This is a genomic window from Serratia sp. SSNIH1 (assembly GCF_002935055.1).
GTDB classification, from domain to species: domain Bacteria; phylum Pseudomonadota; class Gammaproteobacteria; order Enterobacterales; family Enterobacteriaceae; genus Serratia; species Serratia nevei.
Genome location: NZ_CP026383.1, coordinates 2,956,357 through 2,970,071, shown reverse-complemented (window position 1 = coordinate 2,970,071; position 13,715 = coordinate 2,956,357). Strand labels below are relative to the sequence as shown.

The following is a 13,715-nucleotide window of genomic DNA, read 5'->3' as shown; positions in this document are numbered from 1 at the left end:
ATGATGTTTCATTCCGCCGCCGCTTTCTGCTTTCCCAGCTTGCGGTACAGCGTGCTGCGCGAAACGCCGAGCGCCTTCGCCGCCCGGCTGAGATTACCGCCCGCCCTGCCGATCGCCGCCTGCAGCGCCTCCAGGCCGGTATCGGCGTTATCCTGGCGCGGCGCCAGCACCGCGATGGACTGCGGCAGATCGTCCAGGGTGAGCACCGCATGATCGTCCGCCAGCGCCAGCAACACCTTGAGCGTACTCAACAGCTGCCGCACGTTGCCGGGCCAAGGGTAGCGCGCCAGCATCGCCAGCGCCTCCGGCAGCAGGCGAATGTCGCGCCGCTCGCCGCCCAGCTCTCGCCACAGCTGCAGAATGAAGGCTTCCAGCTGCGCCCGCTCTCTGAGCGGCGGAATGCGCAGGCTGTATTCCTGTATGCGGTACAGCAAATCCTCACGAAACGCCCCCGCCTGTACCTGCCGAGGCAGATCGTGGTGCGTGGCGCAGACCAGCGCGAAATCGACCGGATAAGCGCTGCGGCTGCCGAGCGGCGTGACCGTTTTTTCCTGCAACACCCGCAGCAGCCGCGTCTGCAGGCCCGCCGGCATGTCGCCGATTTCATCGAGGAACAGCACGCCGCCGTCCGCCTCGCGGATCTTGCCGATATAGCCTTTCGGGTTGGCGCCGGTAAACGCCCCCGGGGCATAGCCGAACAGCTCGGACTCGATCAGCGGCTCAGGCAGCGCCGCGCAGTTGATCGCCACGAAGTTGCCGTTGCGCCAGCGGCTCTCTTGAAACAGGCGTCGGCTGAAGTGCTCCTTGCCGCAGCCGGTTTCGCCGGTCACGCACAGGGAAAGACCGGCATTGAGAATGCGCAGCGCCTTCTGATGCTGTTCGTCATGCCTTTCCGCCGGCGGCGAAACCGAACGCAGGGCGCTGACGCGGCGCTGCGGCGCCTCGAGCAGGGAATAATAATGCCGTTGATTGCCGGCCAGCGTCTGGTGCGGTGCGCCGGAAGGCTGTCGCAGCAGATCGGGGAACAGCTGGGCGAACTCAACCGAGCCGAATGCGGCCGGTAAAAGCTGGAACTCCAGCATCGCCAGCCGATTGGCGGCGACCAGCACTTCGTCGTGAAACACCAGCAGCAGCTCCTGCGCACTGCCCAGGCTACCGGCGTCGGCGTGCAGGCGCAGCGTCCAGTGACGATCGGCGATCGCGCTTCTGACCCAGCGGTGTTCGATATGTCGCACCGCCTGCATGATCAGGCGCTGTGCATCGCGATACGGCCGCTGCGCGGGGGCGGAAAGATCCAATATCCCGGCAATGTGGCCATCCGGCCGGTAGATCGGCGCGGCGGTGCAGTTCAATCCGGCATTTTGGTTGAGGTAATGCTGATCGCCGCGCACTTCGCAGAACGCGCCCAGCGCCAGCGCGGTGCCGATGGCGTTGGTGCCCCGCTCCGCTTCCCCCCACGGGTTGCCCGGCGCCAGCGCAAAGCGCGATGCCTTATGCAGAAAATCGGTATTGCCGCGGGTTTCCAGCACCAGCCCGTCGGCGTCGGCAATGACCACAATGGCGGGCTGGCGCGTAATTTGCGCGCCCAGCTGCTCGATCAGCGGCTGCACCCGTTGCGGCACCCAGTCGTTGCGGCTGCGCCGCTCTTCGAGCAACCCGGCTTTGATGAACGAGATGTGCTGATCGGCGCGCGCCAGGCCGTAGCCCCGGCTGCGCTGCCAGGATTCCGCCAGCGGATGGGTCAACAAACTGGCGCCCTCAGTGGGCAAGCGGTCGTCAGGCAACATGCGTTTCTCCCCCGTTCGCGAGTGTTGCAAATATGTATCATAGATGTGTACCAGGCGTTGCGACACGGGACACAAAAAATCATCGCCGGCGGCGACACCGCTCTATTCGCCAAGCCATATCCGTTTTTAACACGCTAATAAATAAGCTCTTTTAACGAGCATCTTCGCCATTCATCAATCTGGCACGGGGCGTGCTTCTCCCTGCTGCGGCGGCATGCCGCACTCACAGGCGCAGCGCAATAGCGCCGGTTATCATCTGCAGAGAGGTGCTTCACATGAAATATGTCCACCCCGGTTTGCCTGGCTCGCTGGTTTCGTTCCGCAAACGCTATGGCAACTACATTGGCGGCAAATTCGTCGAACCGGTATCCGGCAACTACTTCACCAACACCTCGCCGGTGACCGGCCAGCCGATCGCCGAATTCCCGCGTTCCGACGCCAAGGACATCGAGCTGGCGCTCGACGCGGCGCATGCGGCGGCGGACGCCTGGGGCAAAACCAGCGTGCAGGAGCGCTCCAACGTGCTGCTGGCGATCGCCGATCGCATCGAAGCGCGGCTGGAGATGCTGGCGCTGACCGAAACCTGGGACAACGGCAAACCGATCCGCGAAACCCTGAATGCCGATCTGCCGCTGGCGGTCGACCATTTCCGCTACTTCGCCGGCTGCCTGCGCGCGCAGGAAGGCACCGCGGCGGAGATCGACCAGAACACCGTGGCCTACCATATCTATGAGCCGCTGGGCGTAGTCGGCCAGATCATTCCGTGGAACTTCCCGCTGCTGATGGCCGCCTGGAAACTGGCGCCGGCGCTGGCGGGCGGTAACTGCGTGGTGCTGAAACCGGCGGAACAAACCCCGCTTGGCATCAGCGTGCTGATGGAAGAGATCGGCGATCTGCTGCCGCCGGGCGTGCTCAATGTGGTGCAAGGCTTCGGTGCCGAGGCCGGCGAAGCGCTGGCGCGCAGCAAACGCATCGAGAAGATCGCGTTCACCGGCTCCACACCGGTCGGCCGCCATATCCTCGCCTGTGCGGCGGAAAACATCATCCCCAGCACCGTCGAGCTGGGCGGCAAATCGCCGAACATCTATTTTGAAGACATCATGCAGGCGGAGCCGGAGTTTATCGACAAGGCGGTTGAGGGGCTGGTGCTCGGCTTCTTCAATCAGGGGGAGGTTTGCACCTGCCCTTCACGCGCGTTGATCCAGGAATCCATCTACCCGCAGTTTATGGAGAAAGTGCTGGCACGCATCGCCACCATCCGCCAGGGCGATCCCTTCGACACCGAGACCATGATCGGTGCCCAGGCGTCAAAACAGCAGTACGACAAGATCCTGTCGTACATCGACATCGCTAAAAACGAGGGCGGAAAAATCGTGGTGGGCGGCGAACCCGCCCAGCGTGGCGACGAAGTGCAAAACGGTTTCTACCTGCAGCCGACGTTGATTACCGGCAACAACAGCATGCGCTTCTTCCGCGAGGAGATCTTCGGGCCGGTGATTGGCGTCACCACCTTCAAGGATGAGGCCGAAGCCTTGGCGCTGGCCAACGACACCGAGTTCGGGCTGGGCGCCGGGCTGTGGACCCGCGACATCAACCGTGCCTACCGCATGGGCCGCGCGATCAAAGCCGGGCGCGTGTGGACCAACTGCTACCACCTGTATCCGGCGCACGCCGCGTTCGGCGGCTACAAGAACTCCGGCATCGGGCGCGAAACCCACAAGGCGGCGCTGTCGCACTATCAACAGGTGAAAAACCTGCTGGTCAGCTACGACGCCAAACCGCTGGGCCTGTTCTGATTAGGGCGTAACAACAAGAAGGCCACCCGCAGGTGGCCTTCTTATTTGCATGGTTGATGGCGTGATTTATTTCGCCATGCCGAGATCGATCACCATGCGACCGCGAATGGTGCCCGCCTTCATCTCGTCGAAGATGGCGTTGATATCGCCCAGTGGCCGTTTGGTCACTTTCGGCGTCACTTTTCCTTCGGCGGCGAACTGGAACGCCTCTTTCAGATCTTCGCGCGTACCCACCAGCGAGCCCACCACCTGAATGCCGTCCAGCACCAGGCGCGGAATGCTCAGATCCATGCTCTCCGGCGGCAGCCCCACGGCCACCACTTTACCGCCGGCGCGCACCGCATTCACCGCCGAGTTGAAGGCCGCTTTCGCCACCGCCGTCACCACCGCCGCGTGAGCGCCGCCGGTTTGCTGCTGAATGATCTCCTCCGCGTTTTGCGTTTTGGAGTTGATGGTCAGATCGGCGCCGATCTGTTTGGCGAACTCCAGCTGGCCGTCGTTGACGTCGATGGCGATCACCTTGGCGTTAAACACGTTCTTGGCATACTGCAGCGCCAGGTTGCCCAGCCCGCCCAGGCCGTAGATGGCGATCCACTGCCCCGGCTTGATATCGGAAATCTTCACCGCCTTGTAGGTGGTAACGCCGGCGCAGGTGATGCTGCTGGCGGCGAAAGAATCGAGCCCGTCCGGCACTTTCACCGCGTAGTCCGCCACCACGATGCACTCTTCCGCCATGCCGCCGTCAACGCTGTAGCCGGCGTTTTTCACCGAACGGCACAGGGTTTCGTTGCCGCTGACGCAGTATTCGCAATGGCCGCAACCCTGGTAAAACCAGGCGACGCTGGCGCGGTCACCCACTTTTAACGAGGTGACGCCCTCACCGACGGCGGAGACCACGCCGATGCCCTCATGCCCCAACGTAATGCCCGGCACCTCGCCGAAATCGCCGTTTTTCACGTGCAAATCGGTGTGGCACACCCCGCAACACTCCATTTTCAACGCCGCCTCGCCGTGCTTCAGCGGGCGCAGCACTTTATCCTGAATGTCTACGGTATGGTTTTTCGTCACTACGGCAGCTTTCATGGTGTTTTCCTTAGCAGAATGGGAGGTACAGTTGTTAATGTAGTGACTGTATTCGATGAGGGCAAGCGCCGCGTGTTTTGTGTAAAAACAAATAATTAAATATGAATCAGCATGATTATTTCATAAAAAATAATTAACAGACGGCGCGATCTCATTCGGATTGACAGCCGCCCCAGCGGCGGCGGATGATAAAAATGGCCAGGGTTGCACACGTGTCATCAACGAGGCGTGATTGGGCCACCAACGCAAAATGGAGAGGCAACTGCACATGTTTTCCAAAATACAGTTCCGCTGGTGGAGCGTGCCACTGGCGTTGCTGCTTACCGTTGCGCTGTTTATGGCGCTGGATAGCTGCGGAGTAACCCAGGGGGTTAGCGGCCTATTGCGTTCGCTGCTCGTGGGCAGCGTCAGCGTTATCTTGCTGTATGGCATCAACCGGATTGCCGCAAAACAAACATCCAGCCGCTGACACCACGGCCCCGCTGCCGGTGCCAACGATTTCTGTCCAATCCGCCTGAAATTTTGCTGTTCGACTCATCCCTTAAATCGATTCACGGGGATTTTCAGATAGTGTTGCCCATCGTCTTCACAGTCAGGCAGAACGCCGCCGCGAATATTGACCTGCAGCGCCATCAACATGAGTTCCGGGTGCGGCAGCGTGGCGTCCCGCTGCTTTCTTTGCGCAATAAACCGAGATTTATCCATGTTGACCACCCAAGGATTGTTCTCGCGCTGCTCTCTCACGGTGCTTTCCCAGCGGGCCTCACGCCCCGCCGGGCGGTAATCATGGCCGGTAAACAGGCGGGTATCCGCCGGCAGGCTCAAGATCCGCTGCAATGACTCCCACAAGGCCTCCGCATTGCCGCCAGGAAAATCGGCCCTTGCGGTACCGCTGTCCGGCATGAAGAACGTATCGTGGATAAACGCCGCATCCGCAATGCAGTAGGTGACGGAAGCCAGCGTGTGCCCGGGAGACAGCAGAACCTCAGCGCGCAGGTTGCCGATAAAAAAGACGTCCCCGTCCGCGAACAGCACATCCCAGACGGTGTTGGCCGCAGGCAGGTCTTTTAAATTATAGATCTCTTCCCACAGCCCCTGAACGGCGGTAATTTTTTCACCGATGCCGGTGAAGGCGCCGGTTTTCTGCGCCAGCCAGGTGGCGGCCGAAAAATGATCGGCGTGCGGGTGCGTATCCAGCACCCAGGCCACTCCCCACCCCCGTTGATGGATAAAATTCAGGATATCCTTGGCCTGTTGATGCGAGACCGTGCCCGATCGGCGGTCAAAATCCAGCACCGGGTCGATAATCGCACAGCGGCGCGCCTCGGGATCGGCAACAACATACTGCAGGCTGCCGCTTTCCGGCTCATAAAACGCGTGAACTTCCGCAGTGGCCCGCACGGACCGATGCTTGTCATACCAACTGAGCGCCTTATCGGCGTCCGCGCCGTATTCGTCGCATTGGCGGCGAAACTGCGCTTCATCTATCTGACCTTCGCGCAGCGCATACAGCAGGGAAAGGCAGGCAGAGCGAGCCCCGCTTCTGCAGTGCGCCAGGGTTTTCTTGCCTTGTCGCAACAGAAACTGGAAGGTGTAAACGGTCTCCCAGGTCAGCGTATCGAACGTATAAGGGAGATAGACGTAACGCATTCCCCCTTGTTCTGCCAACGCTTTCTCTTGCAGATGGTCAAGATACTCCCCCGGCTCCTCGTCCGGCCGATTGTTGACGATAAGGCGGTAGCCCTGTTGAGACAGCGCCTTGAAATCACTCGCTTCAGGCGCGCCCGAAAAGGAGAGTTGAGGGTGGTAAATGCAGATGCGCATGTTTTTTTCCTTCCGTTTCATAGGCTTTTAAATAACATATACAGGGCCAGCGCCAGCAGCATGACGGCATAGAGCACATTGATAATGTCCTCGCGTTTTTTCAGACGCTCGGCGAGCGCCACCCCCACCACGCCCCCCAGAACGCCGCCGACGATGAGCCAGCACGTAATCGCGATCGATACCTTTCCGGACATGGCGTAGCTGGCGCTGGTCGATAGCCCCATGGCCGCCACGACCACCAGTGAGGTTGCCACTGCTTCAACCATCGAAAAGCGGAAAAACCAAACCAGCGCCGGCACAACCAAAAATCCGCCGCCAATGCCCAGAAAGCCCGCCAGCCCGCCCAGAGCGAGGACGCTGGGCCATACGATGGCGGGATGAACGGCAGCATGGGGGGATGGCAAGGGAGTGCCGGCAAGGTGATTTCTTTTCAGCGTCAATCCGGCGACAACCAGCATCAACAGGGAGAAAGGCAGGGTCAAGTAATGTCCGTCCGTGATTTTTCCCATCTGAGACCCCGCCAGAGCCCCCATGACAGCGACCAGCGAAACGACAACCCCGGTCTGCCACCTGACGTTGCCTTTGGCAGCATGCGCGGCGAGATTGACCAGCGCGTTAATGGCCACAGACATGGCGCTGGTGCCTATAATCAAATGCGTATCCGGCACTTTCACCATATACAGCAATAATGGCACGCAGACGATTGAGCCTCCGCCGCCGGTCAGGGCCAGGAGGAATCCCACAATTCCCCCGGTGACCACTAACAGCATCACGATATAAAAACTGAAATGGAAAAAATCCACTGCCCTAATCCCTTAATGATGCTCGTGCCATTTATTAACGATCAGTTCATCGGCAATGTCAAATAACTTATTTCAATTTGTTATTACATATAGCAAAATGGAATATATGATTTTTTATATAACCACAAGTTCTATGAATTCGCTTTTAATCTGGACAACAACCCCCTACTTTCTTATGAAAGGAGGCCTGCATGAAACCAGAAAAAATAAACACCCAGAAAAACGTCGTTGTTATTGGCGGCGGTTCATCCGGAATAGGTATCGCGGCAAGCATAAGGAAGCGAGTTAAAAACATCGATATAACGATAGTGGAACCTAACGACTGGCATTATTATCAACCGGCATGGACCCTGGTGGGCGGCGGGCTCTTTGATATCAATAAAACACGGCGTTCCCTGCGCGCTGTCCTGCCCGCAGGAACCGCATGGGTACAGGATAGCGTTATCAGGGTTGAGCCCAGTCAAAAATACATCGTGACTCGCCAAGGGCAGAAAATAAACTATGACTTTCTTATTGTTGCGTGTGGCCTCGTTTTACGCTGGGATAAAATAGAGGGCCTTGAAGACACCCTGGGACTAAACGGCGTCACCTCTAATTATCGCTTTGATCTTGCCGAATATACCTGGAAACTGGTTCGGGAAATGAAAAGCGGCCAGGCGATATTTTCTCAACCGACGCTACCCATAAAATGTGCCGGCGCACCGCAAAAAGCCTTGTATTTATCATGCGATCACTGGAGACGCCAAGGCATTCTGAATAATATTAACGTCAATTTCTGCCTTGCAGGTACGGCGGTTTTCGGCATTCCGCAATTTGTCCCCCCGCTGAACGCGTATTTGGGGAAATACCGTGCACAGGTCAATTTCAATCATAATTTAATCCGTGTTGATGGTAAGAATCGGCAAGCGACATTCGCCGTGGAGACCAATGCAGAAGGAACCCGCGAGTTAACCCTGCCCTTCGATATGCTCCACGTGGTGCCGCCTCAATCGGCTCCGGCGTTTATTTCGCAAAGCGGACTCGCTGAGGGTTCCGGCTGGTGCGATGTGGATAAATTGACGCTGCAGCATAAGCATTGGCCGGATATTTTTGCGGCAGGTGACTGTTGCTCAACGCCAAACGCCAAAACCTTAGCGGCAGCTCGAAAGCAGGTGGTGGTGGTGGCGGAAAACGTCGCGGCACGGATTCATGGCGCCCCCCTCACTGCCCATTATGATGGCTATGGTTCCTGTCCATTGACGGTCGAGAAAGGCAAAGTTGTGCTGGCAGAGTTTGGCTACGACGGTAAATTGCTGCCTACGTTTCCCCTGCTCGACGCAACCCAACCCAGCCGTATGGCCTGGTGGCTGAAAGCCTGGTTTTTACCCCGGTTTTATTGGGCGGGCATGCTGCGTGGGGTTGAATGGTTTGCCGGCAGCAAGCGACCGTGACGCACACTCAGCCACCCATGCCACAGCAGACGCTTGACTATTTGGCGAGACAAAGCCACCATCGTTTGCAGATCCATCAGGCTGATTGCGAGCCGTTACCCCTACCGGTCGATCATCGATGAAAAATGCCCCCGCAGTGACGATCCACTACTGTTCACAATGCAACTGGTTGCTGCGCGCCGGCTGGATGGCGCAAGAGCTGCTGAATACCTTCGGCGACGATCTCGCCTCCGTCACCCTGATGCCGGGCACCGGCGGGGTCTATCAAATCAGCGTCGATGGCGTGATGATTTGGGATCGCAAAATTGACGGCGGCTTCCCCGATGCGGCGCAGCTGAAGCAGCGGCTGCGCGATCACAGCTTCCCCGATCGTTCTCTCGGCCACAGCGACGGTAAGAAAGCCAGGCACTGAACGGCGTCAGCCCGCCGCCGGCGGCCGCGCGCCGAGAATGCGCGGCATCACTTCTTTCATCATTTCCATGAACTTGCGCAGGCGAGCCGGATAATAGCTGGCGTAGGGATACAGCAGGTAGATCGGCAGCGGCGCGGCGCGCCAGGCCGGCAACACGGTTTGCAGCGCCCCGTCGGCCACATCGTCCCGCACCAGCCAGGACGAGACTATCGCGACGCCCAGCCCCTCCAGCGCCGCCTTGCGCACCGCGTACAGGCTGTCGGTGCTCAACCTCGGCGTGATATCGAACCGCCCCTGCTCGCCGCGCTCAACATGGGTCAGCACCACTTCATTGCGATAAAAACTGTTCAACGCCAACCACGGCAACCGCGCCAAATCGTCAAGACAGCGGACCGGCTCTCGGCTCGTCAGCAGCGCCGGTGACGCTACTGTGCTGCGCGGCACCTCCGCCAGCAACACCGCCACGACCGACGGATCGGTCACCGCACCGACGTGAATGGCGCAATCCACGCCTTCGGGAATAAAGTCCGGAGAATGATCGTTCAGCGTCCACTCAACGTAAGTTTGCGGGTAGCGCCGCAAGTACTCGCCCAACGGACCGATCAACTGATCCTGGCCGAAAGCATGCGGCGCTCGCACACGCAACACGCCGACCGGTTCGTCGCGCGCGCCGCCCAGCCCTTCCTCCAGACTTTGCCATTGTTCGATCAGCCCCCGCGCCTGTCGGTAACAGCGCTCGCCGTCGTCAGTCAGTTTGAGGGCGTGAGTCGTCCGCTGGATCAGTTTGGCGCCCAGCAGTTGCTCCAACGCCTGCAGGCGCCGACTGATCGTCGGTTGTGAGGTGTCGAGCTGCAGCGCCGCTGCCGACAGGCTGCCGCTTTCGACGATGCGCACCAGCGTATGCAGCAAAGTTATGCGGTCGCCGTTGGGTAAATTAATTTTATTCATACGTTAAGTGTATAACAGTTTTACCTGCGAGGGGGCTACAGCGGAATGAAGCAAGGGGTAAAAATGGCCGCACATTCACTTCGCAGGGATCTTTGTCATGAGCACTTCCGCCACCTACGGCGCCCCGTCCGACAACGTCGTATTTCTGCTGGCGGCCGGCGCCGGCCTCAGCGTCGCTTCAATCTATTACAGCCAGCCCATGCTCGGCATGATGGCCGCCGATTTTCACGCTGGCGTCGCCGATGCCGGCATGGTGCCGACGCTGACCCAGTTGGGTTATGCGCTGGGCATTTTGCTGTTGGCGCCGCTTGGCGACCGGTACGATCGCCGGCGGATCATTCTGATAAAAGGCGTGCTGCTGACGCTGACGCTGCTGCTTTGCGCGTTTTCCGCCTCGTTCCCGCTGTTGTTGCTCAGCAGCCTGGCTATAGGCCTGACCGCCACCGTCGCACAGGACATTATCCCCGCCGCCGCCACGCTGGCGCCGGAGGCCAGCCGCGGCAAAACCGTCGGCGCGGTGATGACCGGGCTATTGGCCGGCATTCTGCTGTCGCGCGTGTTCAGCGGCGCGCTCGCCGAGTACGCCGGCTGGCGCAGCGTTTACGCGCTGGCGGCGCTGGGCGTTTTGCCGATCACGCTGGCGATCTGGCACATGTTGCCGCGTCTTCGCCCCCATAACGCGCTGAGTTACCCCGCACTGCTGCGCTCGCTGGGGCATCTGTGGGCCGCGTATCCCGAGCTGCGGCGCGCAACGCTGGCGCAAGGTTTTCTGTCATTGGGCTTCAGCGCTTTCTGGTCAACGCTGGCGTTGATGCTGGCGGAGCGCTACCAGATCGGCAGCGCGGCGGCCGGCGCGTTTGGCCTGGCGGGGGCGGCGGGTGCGCTGGCGGCCCCGTTGGCGGGAAGTCTGGCCGATCGGCACGGCCCTGACGCCGTGACCCGCATCGGCGCGGGACTGGTCCTGGCCGCCTTCGCCCTGATGTTTCTGCTTCCGCTGTTGCCGCTCCCGGCGCAGCTGGCGCTCATTGCGCTGAGCGCCGTCGGATTCGATCTGGGCATCCAGGCGACGCTGATCGCGCACCAAACCATCGTCTACGGTCTCGATCCGGCGGCCCGCAGCCGCTTGAACGCCCTCTTGTTCACCGGCGTATTCATCGGCATGGCGAGCGGCGCCGTCCTCGGCAGCCGCATTCTGGCAAGCGCGGGCTGGCCGGGCGTCGTGGCGCTGGCGACGGCTGCGGGGGCCGTGGCGCTGTGGATCCGCAGCGGGCGCAAAACGGCGCGCGTAGCGGCCTGAGATCGCCCTTTACCGGCGCAAGCGGTTGATTTCGCCCGGGTCTCCTGCGTTATACTGAGCGCTCTTTTAGCCACGTAATTAATAAAATTTTATGATTGAACGCTTGCTCGAAAACACGATGTACGCCTCCCGTTGGCTGCTCGCACCGGTTTATGTCGGCCTTTCACTGGCTCTGGTCGCCCTGTCGATCAAGTTTTTTCAGGAGATCCTGCATGTCCTGCCCAACATTTTTTCTATCGCCGAAGCCGATCTGATCCTGACCCTGCTGTCGCTGGTCGACATGGCGCTGGTGGGCGGGCTGTTGGTCATGGTGATGTTCTCCGGGTATGAAAACTTCGTCTCACAGCTGGATATCACCGAAGGGAAAGAAAAGCTGAGCTGGCTGGGCAAAATGGACGCCACCTCGCTGAAAAACAAAGTCGCCGCCTCCATCGTCGCCATCTCCTCCATTCACCTGCTGCGGGTGTTTATGGACGCCAAGAATGTGCCGGACAACAAGCTGATGTGGTATGTGATCATCCATCTCACCTTCGTGCTGTCCGCTTTCGTGATGGGCTATCTGGACAAGGTCATCCGTTCCAAGCACTAACCACGCGTTACCACACCCGATCGCCAGCATCGGGTGCTTCCTTCCTCTCCATTCTACGCCTGTTTCTCCGCCATCATGTCTTTCATCTGGCACATCTGATGATAATTTTATTATAATCCTATTACACTCACCATGGACTGAACGCCGGCCATCGCACCGGTTTCGCCGCAGACAGGATCACGCGCCCCCATGCCATTGAATGGTCATCCCCTGCAATTCAACGATATTCAGGCGATTTTGCCTCATCGCTATCCCTGCCTGTTGGTCGATCGCGTGCTGCCCGCCGGCACCTGCATTGCCGAAGGGCGGCTGAGCGCCATCAAGAACATCACCGCCAATGAGCCGACGTTCTGGAGCGGCCACGCTCACTTCGCCGGTTTTCCCGGCGTGCTGTTGGTAGAAGCGCTGGCGCAAAGCACCGGCCTGCTGGCCCATTACTATCTCGGGGCGCTGAACGAAGGGGAACATTACTATTTCGCCGCCATCCAGCGGGCGCGGTTTTATCGCGCCGCCCGCCCCGGCGATCAGGTGCTGATGGAGGTCGCCTTTGTGCGCCGGCGCGGGGCGATCGCCCGCTTTACCGGCCGTGCCAGCATCGACGGCCAACGCATTTGCACCGCCGATTTCATGTGCGCCCGTAAATAGGCCGCTTGCCAAAGGAGCCCTGCGAATACCATGTCTCTGGTTGACAGCTTACTCAGAACCCTCGATTTCTCTCCGCGCGGCCAGGTGATTGCCCGCGAAGCCGATGCCTGGGGCGAAATCATCGTTTCCGATCACAAGGACTACCGCACGCTGCGATTTGACGGCATCTGCGAGCAGAGCAAGATGAGCCTCAGCAACCCCGCGCAGCCGATCCACAACTACATCAAAGCGATGCTGATGGCGGTGGCCTGGCAGCCGCCGACGTCGGCGTTGATCCTGGGGTTGGGCGGCGGCAGCCTGCTGCGTGCGCTGCACGCCCTCGATCCGACGATGCGCCTGGACGTGGTCGAGCTGCGCGCCGCGGTGATCGCCGTCGCACGCCGTTATTTTACGCTGCCGGCCACCGACACCATCAGCCTGCGCACCGCCGATGCCATGGACTTCGTGCGCCCGCCCGCCGAGACGCGCTACGATCTGATCTTCTCCGATCTCTATTCGGCGTTTGCCATGGATCCGCAGCAAGGCAGCCAGACCTTCCTGGAAAACTGCGCTGCGCGGCTGAACGACGGGGGCTGGCTGGTGCTGAATTACCACGATCTGCCCGACGAAAATAGCCTGCTGTACCACAGCCTGCACCGGGTATTCAGCACCGTGCTGTTTTGCGTCGCCCCCAGCGGCAACGTGATTATTTACGCCACGCTAGCCCGGGTGACGCTGCCGCTGAGCGCGCTGCGCAATCTGGCCGCCGGCAGCGGCGAACTGTTCAACTGCGAGCTCGGCTATCTGTCGCGCAAAATAGAGCGGCTGCATTTCCGCTAAAGGTGGGGGCGACGCGGTCTGGCTGGCCGCTTCGCCCACGTGGTATTATCATTCAGTTATCATTCTCTGGAGGATCCTGATGGAAAAGAAAACGGCGCGGCTCACGGTGCTGATTGACCCGGACAAGAAAAAAGCCCTGGAAGACCTGTGCCTGCAGCAGGACGTTACCCCTTCCCAGGTGGTACGCCAGCTGATCCGCGATTACCTGCATAAGCATCAGGTGGACTATCCCAGCCAGCCGACCCACGCCAACCCGCGCGTAGAGAGCAATTGAGGCCGCGC

14 protein-coding genes are annotated in these 13,715 nt (G+C 59.9%); 9 read left to right on the top strand and 5 right to left on the bottom strand.

Annotated features, from left to right (window positions below; translation table 11 throughout):
- Nucleotides 1-8: 8 nt before the first annotated feature.
- On the bottom strand, nt 9-1,787 hold the full coding sequence (locus tag C3F38_RS14425; RefSeq protein ID WP_055312838.1) for a sigma-54-dependent Fis family transcriptional regulator: 1,779 nt from the start codon (nt 1,785-1,787) through the stop codon (nt 9-11).
- Between the two features lie 275 nt (nt 1,788-2,062).
- On the opposite strand from C3F38_RS14425, the gene C3F38_RS14420 reads away from it, so the two are divergent.
- Nucleotides 2,063-3,583 (top strand): aldehyde dehydrogenase family protein, encoded by a 1,521-nt coding sequence (locus C3F38_RS14420; protein ID WP_038873027.1) that lies wholly within the window; start codon nt 2,063-2,065, stop codon nt 3,581-3,583.
- A 66-nt stretch (nt 3,584-3,649) separates the two neighbouring features.
- Here C3F38_RS14420 and adhP read toward each other — a convergent pair whose 3' ends face one another.
- Entirely contained in the window at nt 3,650-4,666 is a 1,017-nt protein-coding gene (gene adhP, locus C3F38_RS14415) for an alcohol dehydrogenase AdhP (protein WP_004928541.1), read from the bottom strand.
- Nucleotides 4,667-4,934: 268 nt separating this feature from the next.
- On the opposite strand from adhP, the gene C3F38_RS14410 reads away from it, so the two are divergent.
- The gene (locus C3F38_RS14410; protein WP_038873021.1) at nt 4,935-5,135 is read left to right on the top strand and encodes a hypothetical protein; all 201 of its coding nucleotides are present in this window, start codon (nt 4,935-4,937) and stop codon (nt 5,133-5,135) included.
- A 65-nt stretch (nt 5,136-5,200) separates the two neighbouring features.
- Here the strand turns inward: C3F38_RS14410 and blh are convergent, their stop codons facing one another.
- The gene (gene blh / locus C3F38_RS14405; protein WP_038873017.1) at nt 5,201-6,490 is read right to left on the bottom strand and encodes a bifunctional sulfur transferase/dioxygenase Blh; all 1,290 of its coding nucleotides are present in this window, start codon (nt 6,488-6,490) and stop codon (nt 5,201-5,203) included.
- Between the two features lie 17 nt (nt 6,491-6,507).
- Entirely contained in the window at nt 6,508-7,293 is a 786-nt protein-coding gene (locus C3F38_RS14400; protein ID WP_080435908.1) for a sulfite exporter TauE/SafE family protein, read from the bottom strand.
- A gap of 191 nt (nt 7,294-7,484) precedes the next feature.
- Here C3F38_RS14400 and C3F38_RS14395 point away from each other — a divergent pair, with 191 nt between their 5' ends.
- Complete coding sequence (locus C3F38_RS14395; protein ID WP_048233931.1) at nt 7,485-8,723, top strand: FAD/NAD(P)-binding oxidoreductase; 1,239 nt, start codon at nt 7,485-7,487, stop codon at nt 8,721-8,723.
- Between the two features lie 118 nt (nt 8,724-8,841).
- Nucleotides 8,842-9,135 carry a SelT/SelW/SelH family protein gene (locus C3F38_RS14390; protein WP_004928553.1) on the top strand — a complete coding sequence of 98 codons (294 nt, stop codon included), beginning with the start codon at nt 8,842-8,844 and terminating at the stop codon, nt 9,133-9,135.
- Nucleotides 9,136-9,141: 6 nt separating this feature from the next.
- Here the strand turns inward: C3F38_RS14390 and C3F38_RS14385 are convergent, their stop codons facing one another.
- Nucleotides 9,142-10,083, bottom strand: a complete 942-nt coding sequence (locus tag C3F38_RS14385; protein ID WP_038873009.1) for a LysR family transcriptional regulator — start codon at nt 10,081-10,083, stop codon at nt 9,142-9,144.
- Nucleotides 10,084-10,180: 97 nt separating this feature from the next.
- Between C3F38_RS14385 and C3F38_RS14380 the strand changes: the two genes are divergently transcribed.
- The 5 genes from C3F38_RS14380 to C3F38_RS14360 all read left to right on the top strand — a co-directional run bounded on the left by C3F38_RS14380 (nt 10,181) and on the right by C3F38_RS14360 (nt 13,707).
- Nucleotides 10,181-11,380, top strand: a complete 1,200-nt coding sequence (locus C3F38_RS14380) for an MFS transporter (RefSeq protein ID WP_055316904.1) — start codon at nt 10,181-10,183, stop codon at nt 11,378-11,380.
- 94 nt (nt 11,381-11,474) lie between these two features.
- On the top strand, nt 11,475-11,969 hold the full coding sequence (locus tag C3F38_RS14375; RefSeq protein ID WP_038873064.1) for a TIGR00645 family protein: 495 nt from the start codon (nt 11,475-11,477) through the stop codon (nt 11,967-11,969).
- A gap of 189 nt (nt 11,970-12,158) precedes the next feature.
- On the top strand, nt 12,159-12,614 hold the full coding sequence (gene fabZ / locus C3F38_RS14370) for a 3-hydroxyacyl-ACP dehydratase FabZ (protein ID WP_038873003.1): 456 nt from the start codon (nt 12,159-12,161) through the stop codon (nt 12,612-12,614).
- A 30-nt stretch (nt 12,615-12,644) separates the two neighbouring features.
- Entirely contained in the window at nt 12,645-13,433 is a 789-nt protein-coding gene (locus C3F38_RS14365) for a spermidine synthase (RefSeq protein ID WP_038873000.1), read from the top strand.
- Between the two features lie 79 nt (nt 13,434-13,512).
- Nucleotides 13,513-13,707, top strand: coding sequence for a ribbon-helix-helix domain-containing protein (locus C3F38_RS14360; protein ID WP_038872997.1), 195 nt, complete (start codon nt 13,513-13,515; stop codon nt 13,705-13,707).
- The last annotated feature ends 8 nt before the right edge of the window (nt 13,708-13,715 follow it).

Coding starts and splice junctions, on each gene's coding strand:
- fabZ (WP_038873003.1), top strand. CDS start 12,159: ATGCCATTGAATGGTCATCCCCTGCAATTCAACGATATTCAGGCGATT.
- C3F38_RS14360 (WP_038872997.1), top strand. CDS start 13,513: ATGGAAAAGAAAACGGCGCGGCTCACGGTGCTGATTGACCCGGACAAG.
- C3F38_RS14395 (WP_048233931.1), top strand. CDS start 7,485: ATGAAACCAGAAAAAATAAACACCCAGAAAAACGTCGTTGTTATTGGC.
- C3F38_RS14365 (WP_038873000.1), top strand. CDS start 12,645: ATGTCTCTGGTTGACAGCTTACTCAGAACCCTCGATTTCTCTCCGCGC.
- C3F38_RS14425 (WP_055312838.1), bottom strand. CDS start 1,787: ATGTTGCCTGACGACCGCTTGCCCACTGAGGGCGCCAGTTTGTTGACC.
- C3F38_RS14390 (WP_004928553.1), top strand. CDS start 8,842: ATGAAAAATGCCCCCGCAGTGACGATCCACTACTGTTCACAATGCAAC.
- C3F38_RS14385 (WP_038873009.1), bottom strand. CDS start 10,083: ATGAATAAAATTAATTTACCCAACGGCGACCGCATAACTTTGCTGCAT.
- adhP (WP_004928541.1), bottom strand. CDS start 4,666: ATGAAAGCTGCCGTAGTGACGAAAAACCATACCGTAGACATTCAGGAT.
- blh (WP_038873017.1), bottom strand. CDS start 6,490: ATGCGCATCTGCATTTACCACCCTCAACTCTCCTTTTCGGGCGCGCCT.
- C3F38_RS14380 (WP_055316904.1), top strand. CDS start 10,181: ATGAGCACTTCCGCCACCTACGGCGCCCCGTCCGACAACGTCGTATTT.
- C3F38_RS14410 (WP_038873021.1), top strand. CDS start 4,935: ATGTTTTCCAAAATACAGTTCCGCTGGTGGAGCGTGCCACTGGCGTTG.
- C3F38_RS14420 (WP_038873027.1), top strand. CDS start 2,063: ATGAAATATGTCCACCCCGGTTTGCCTGGCTCGCTGGTTTCGTTCCGC.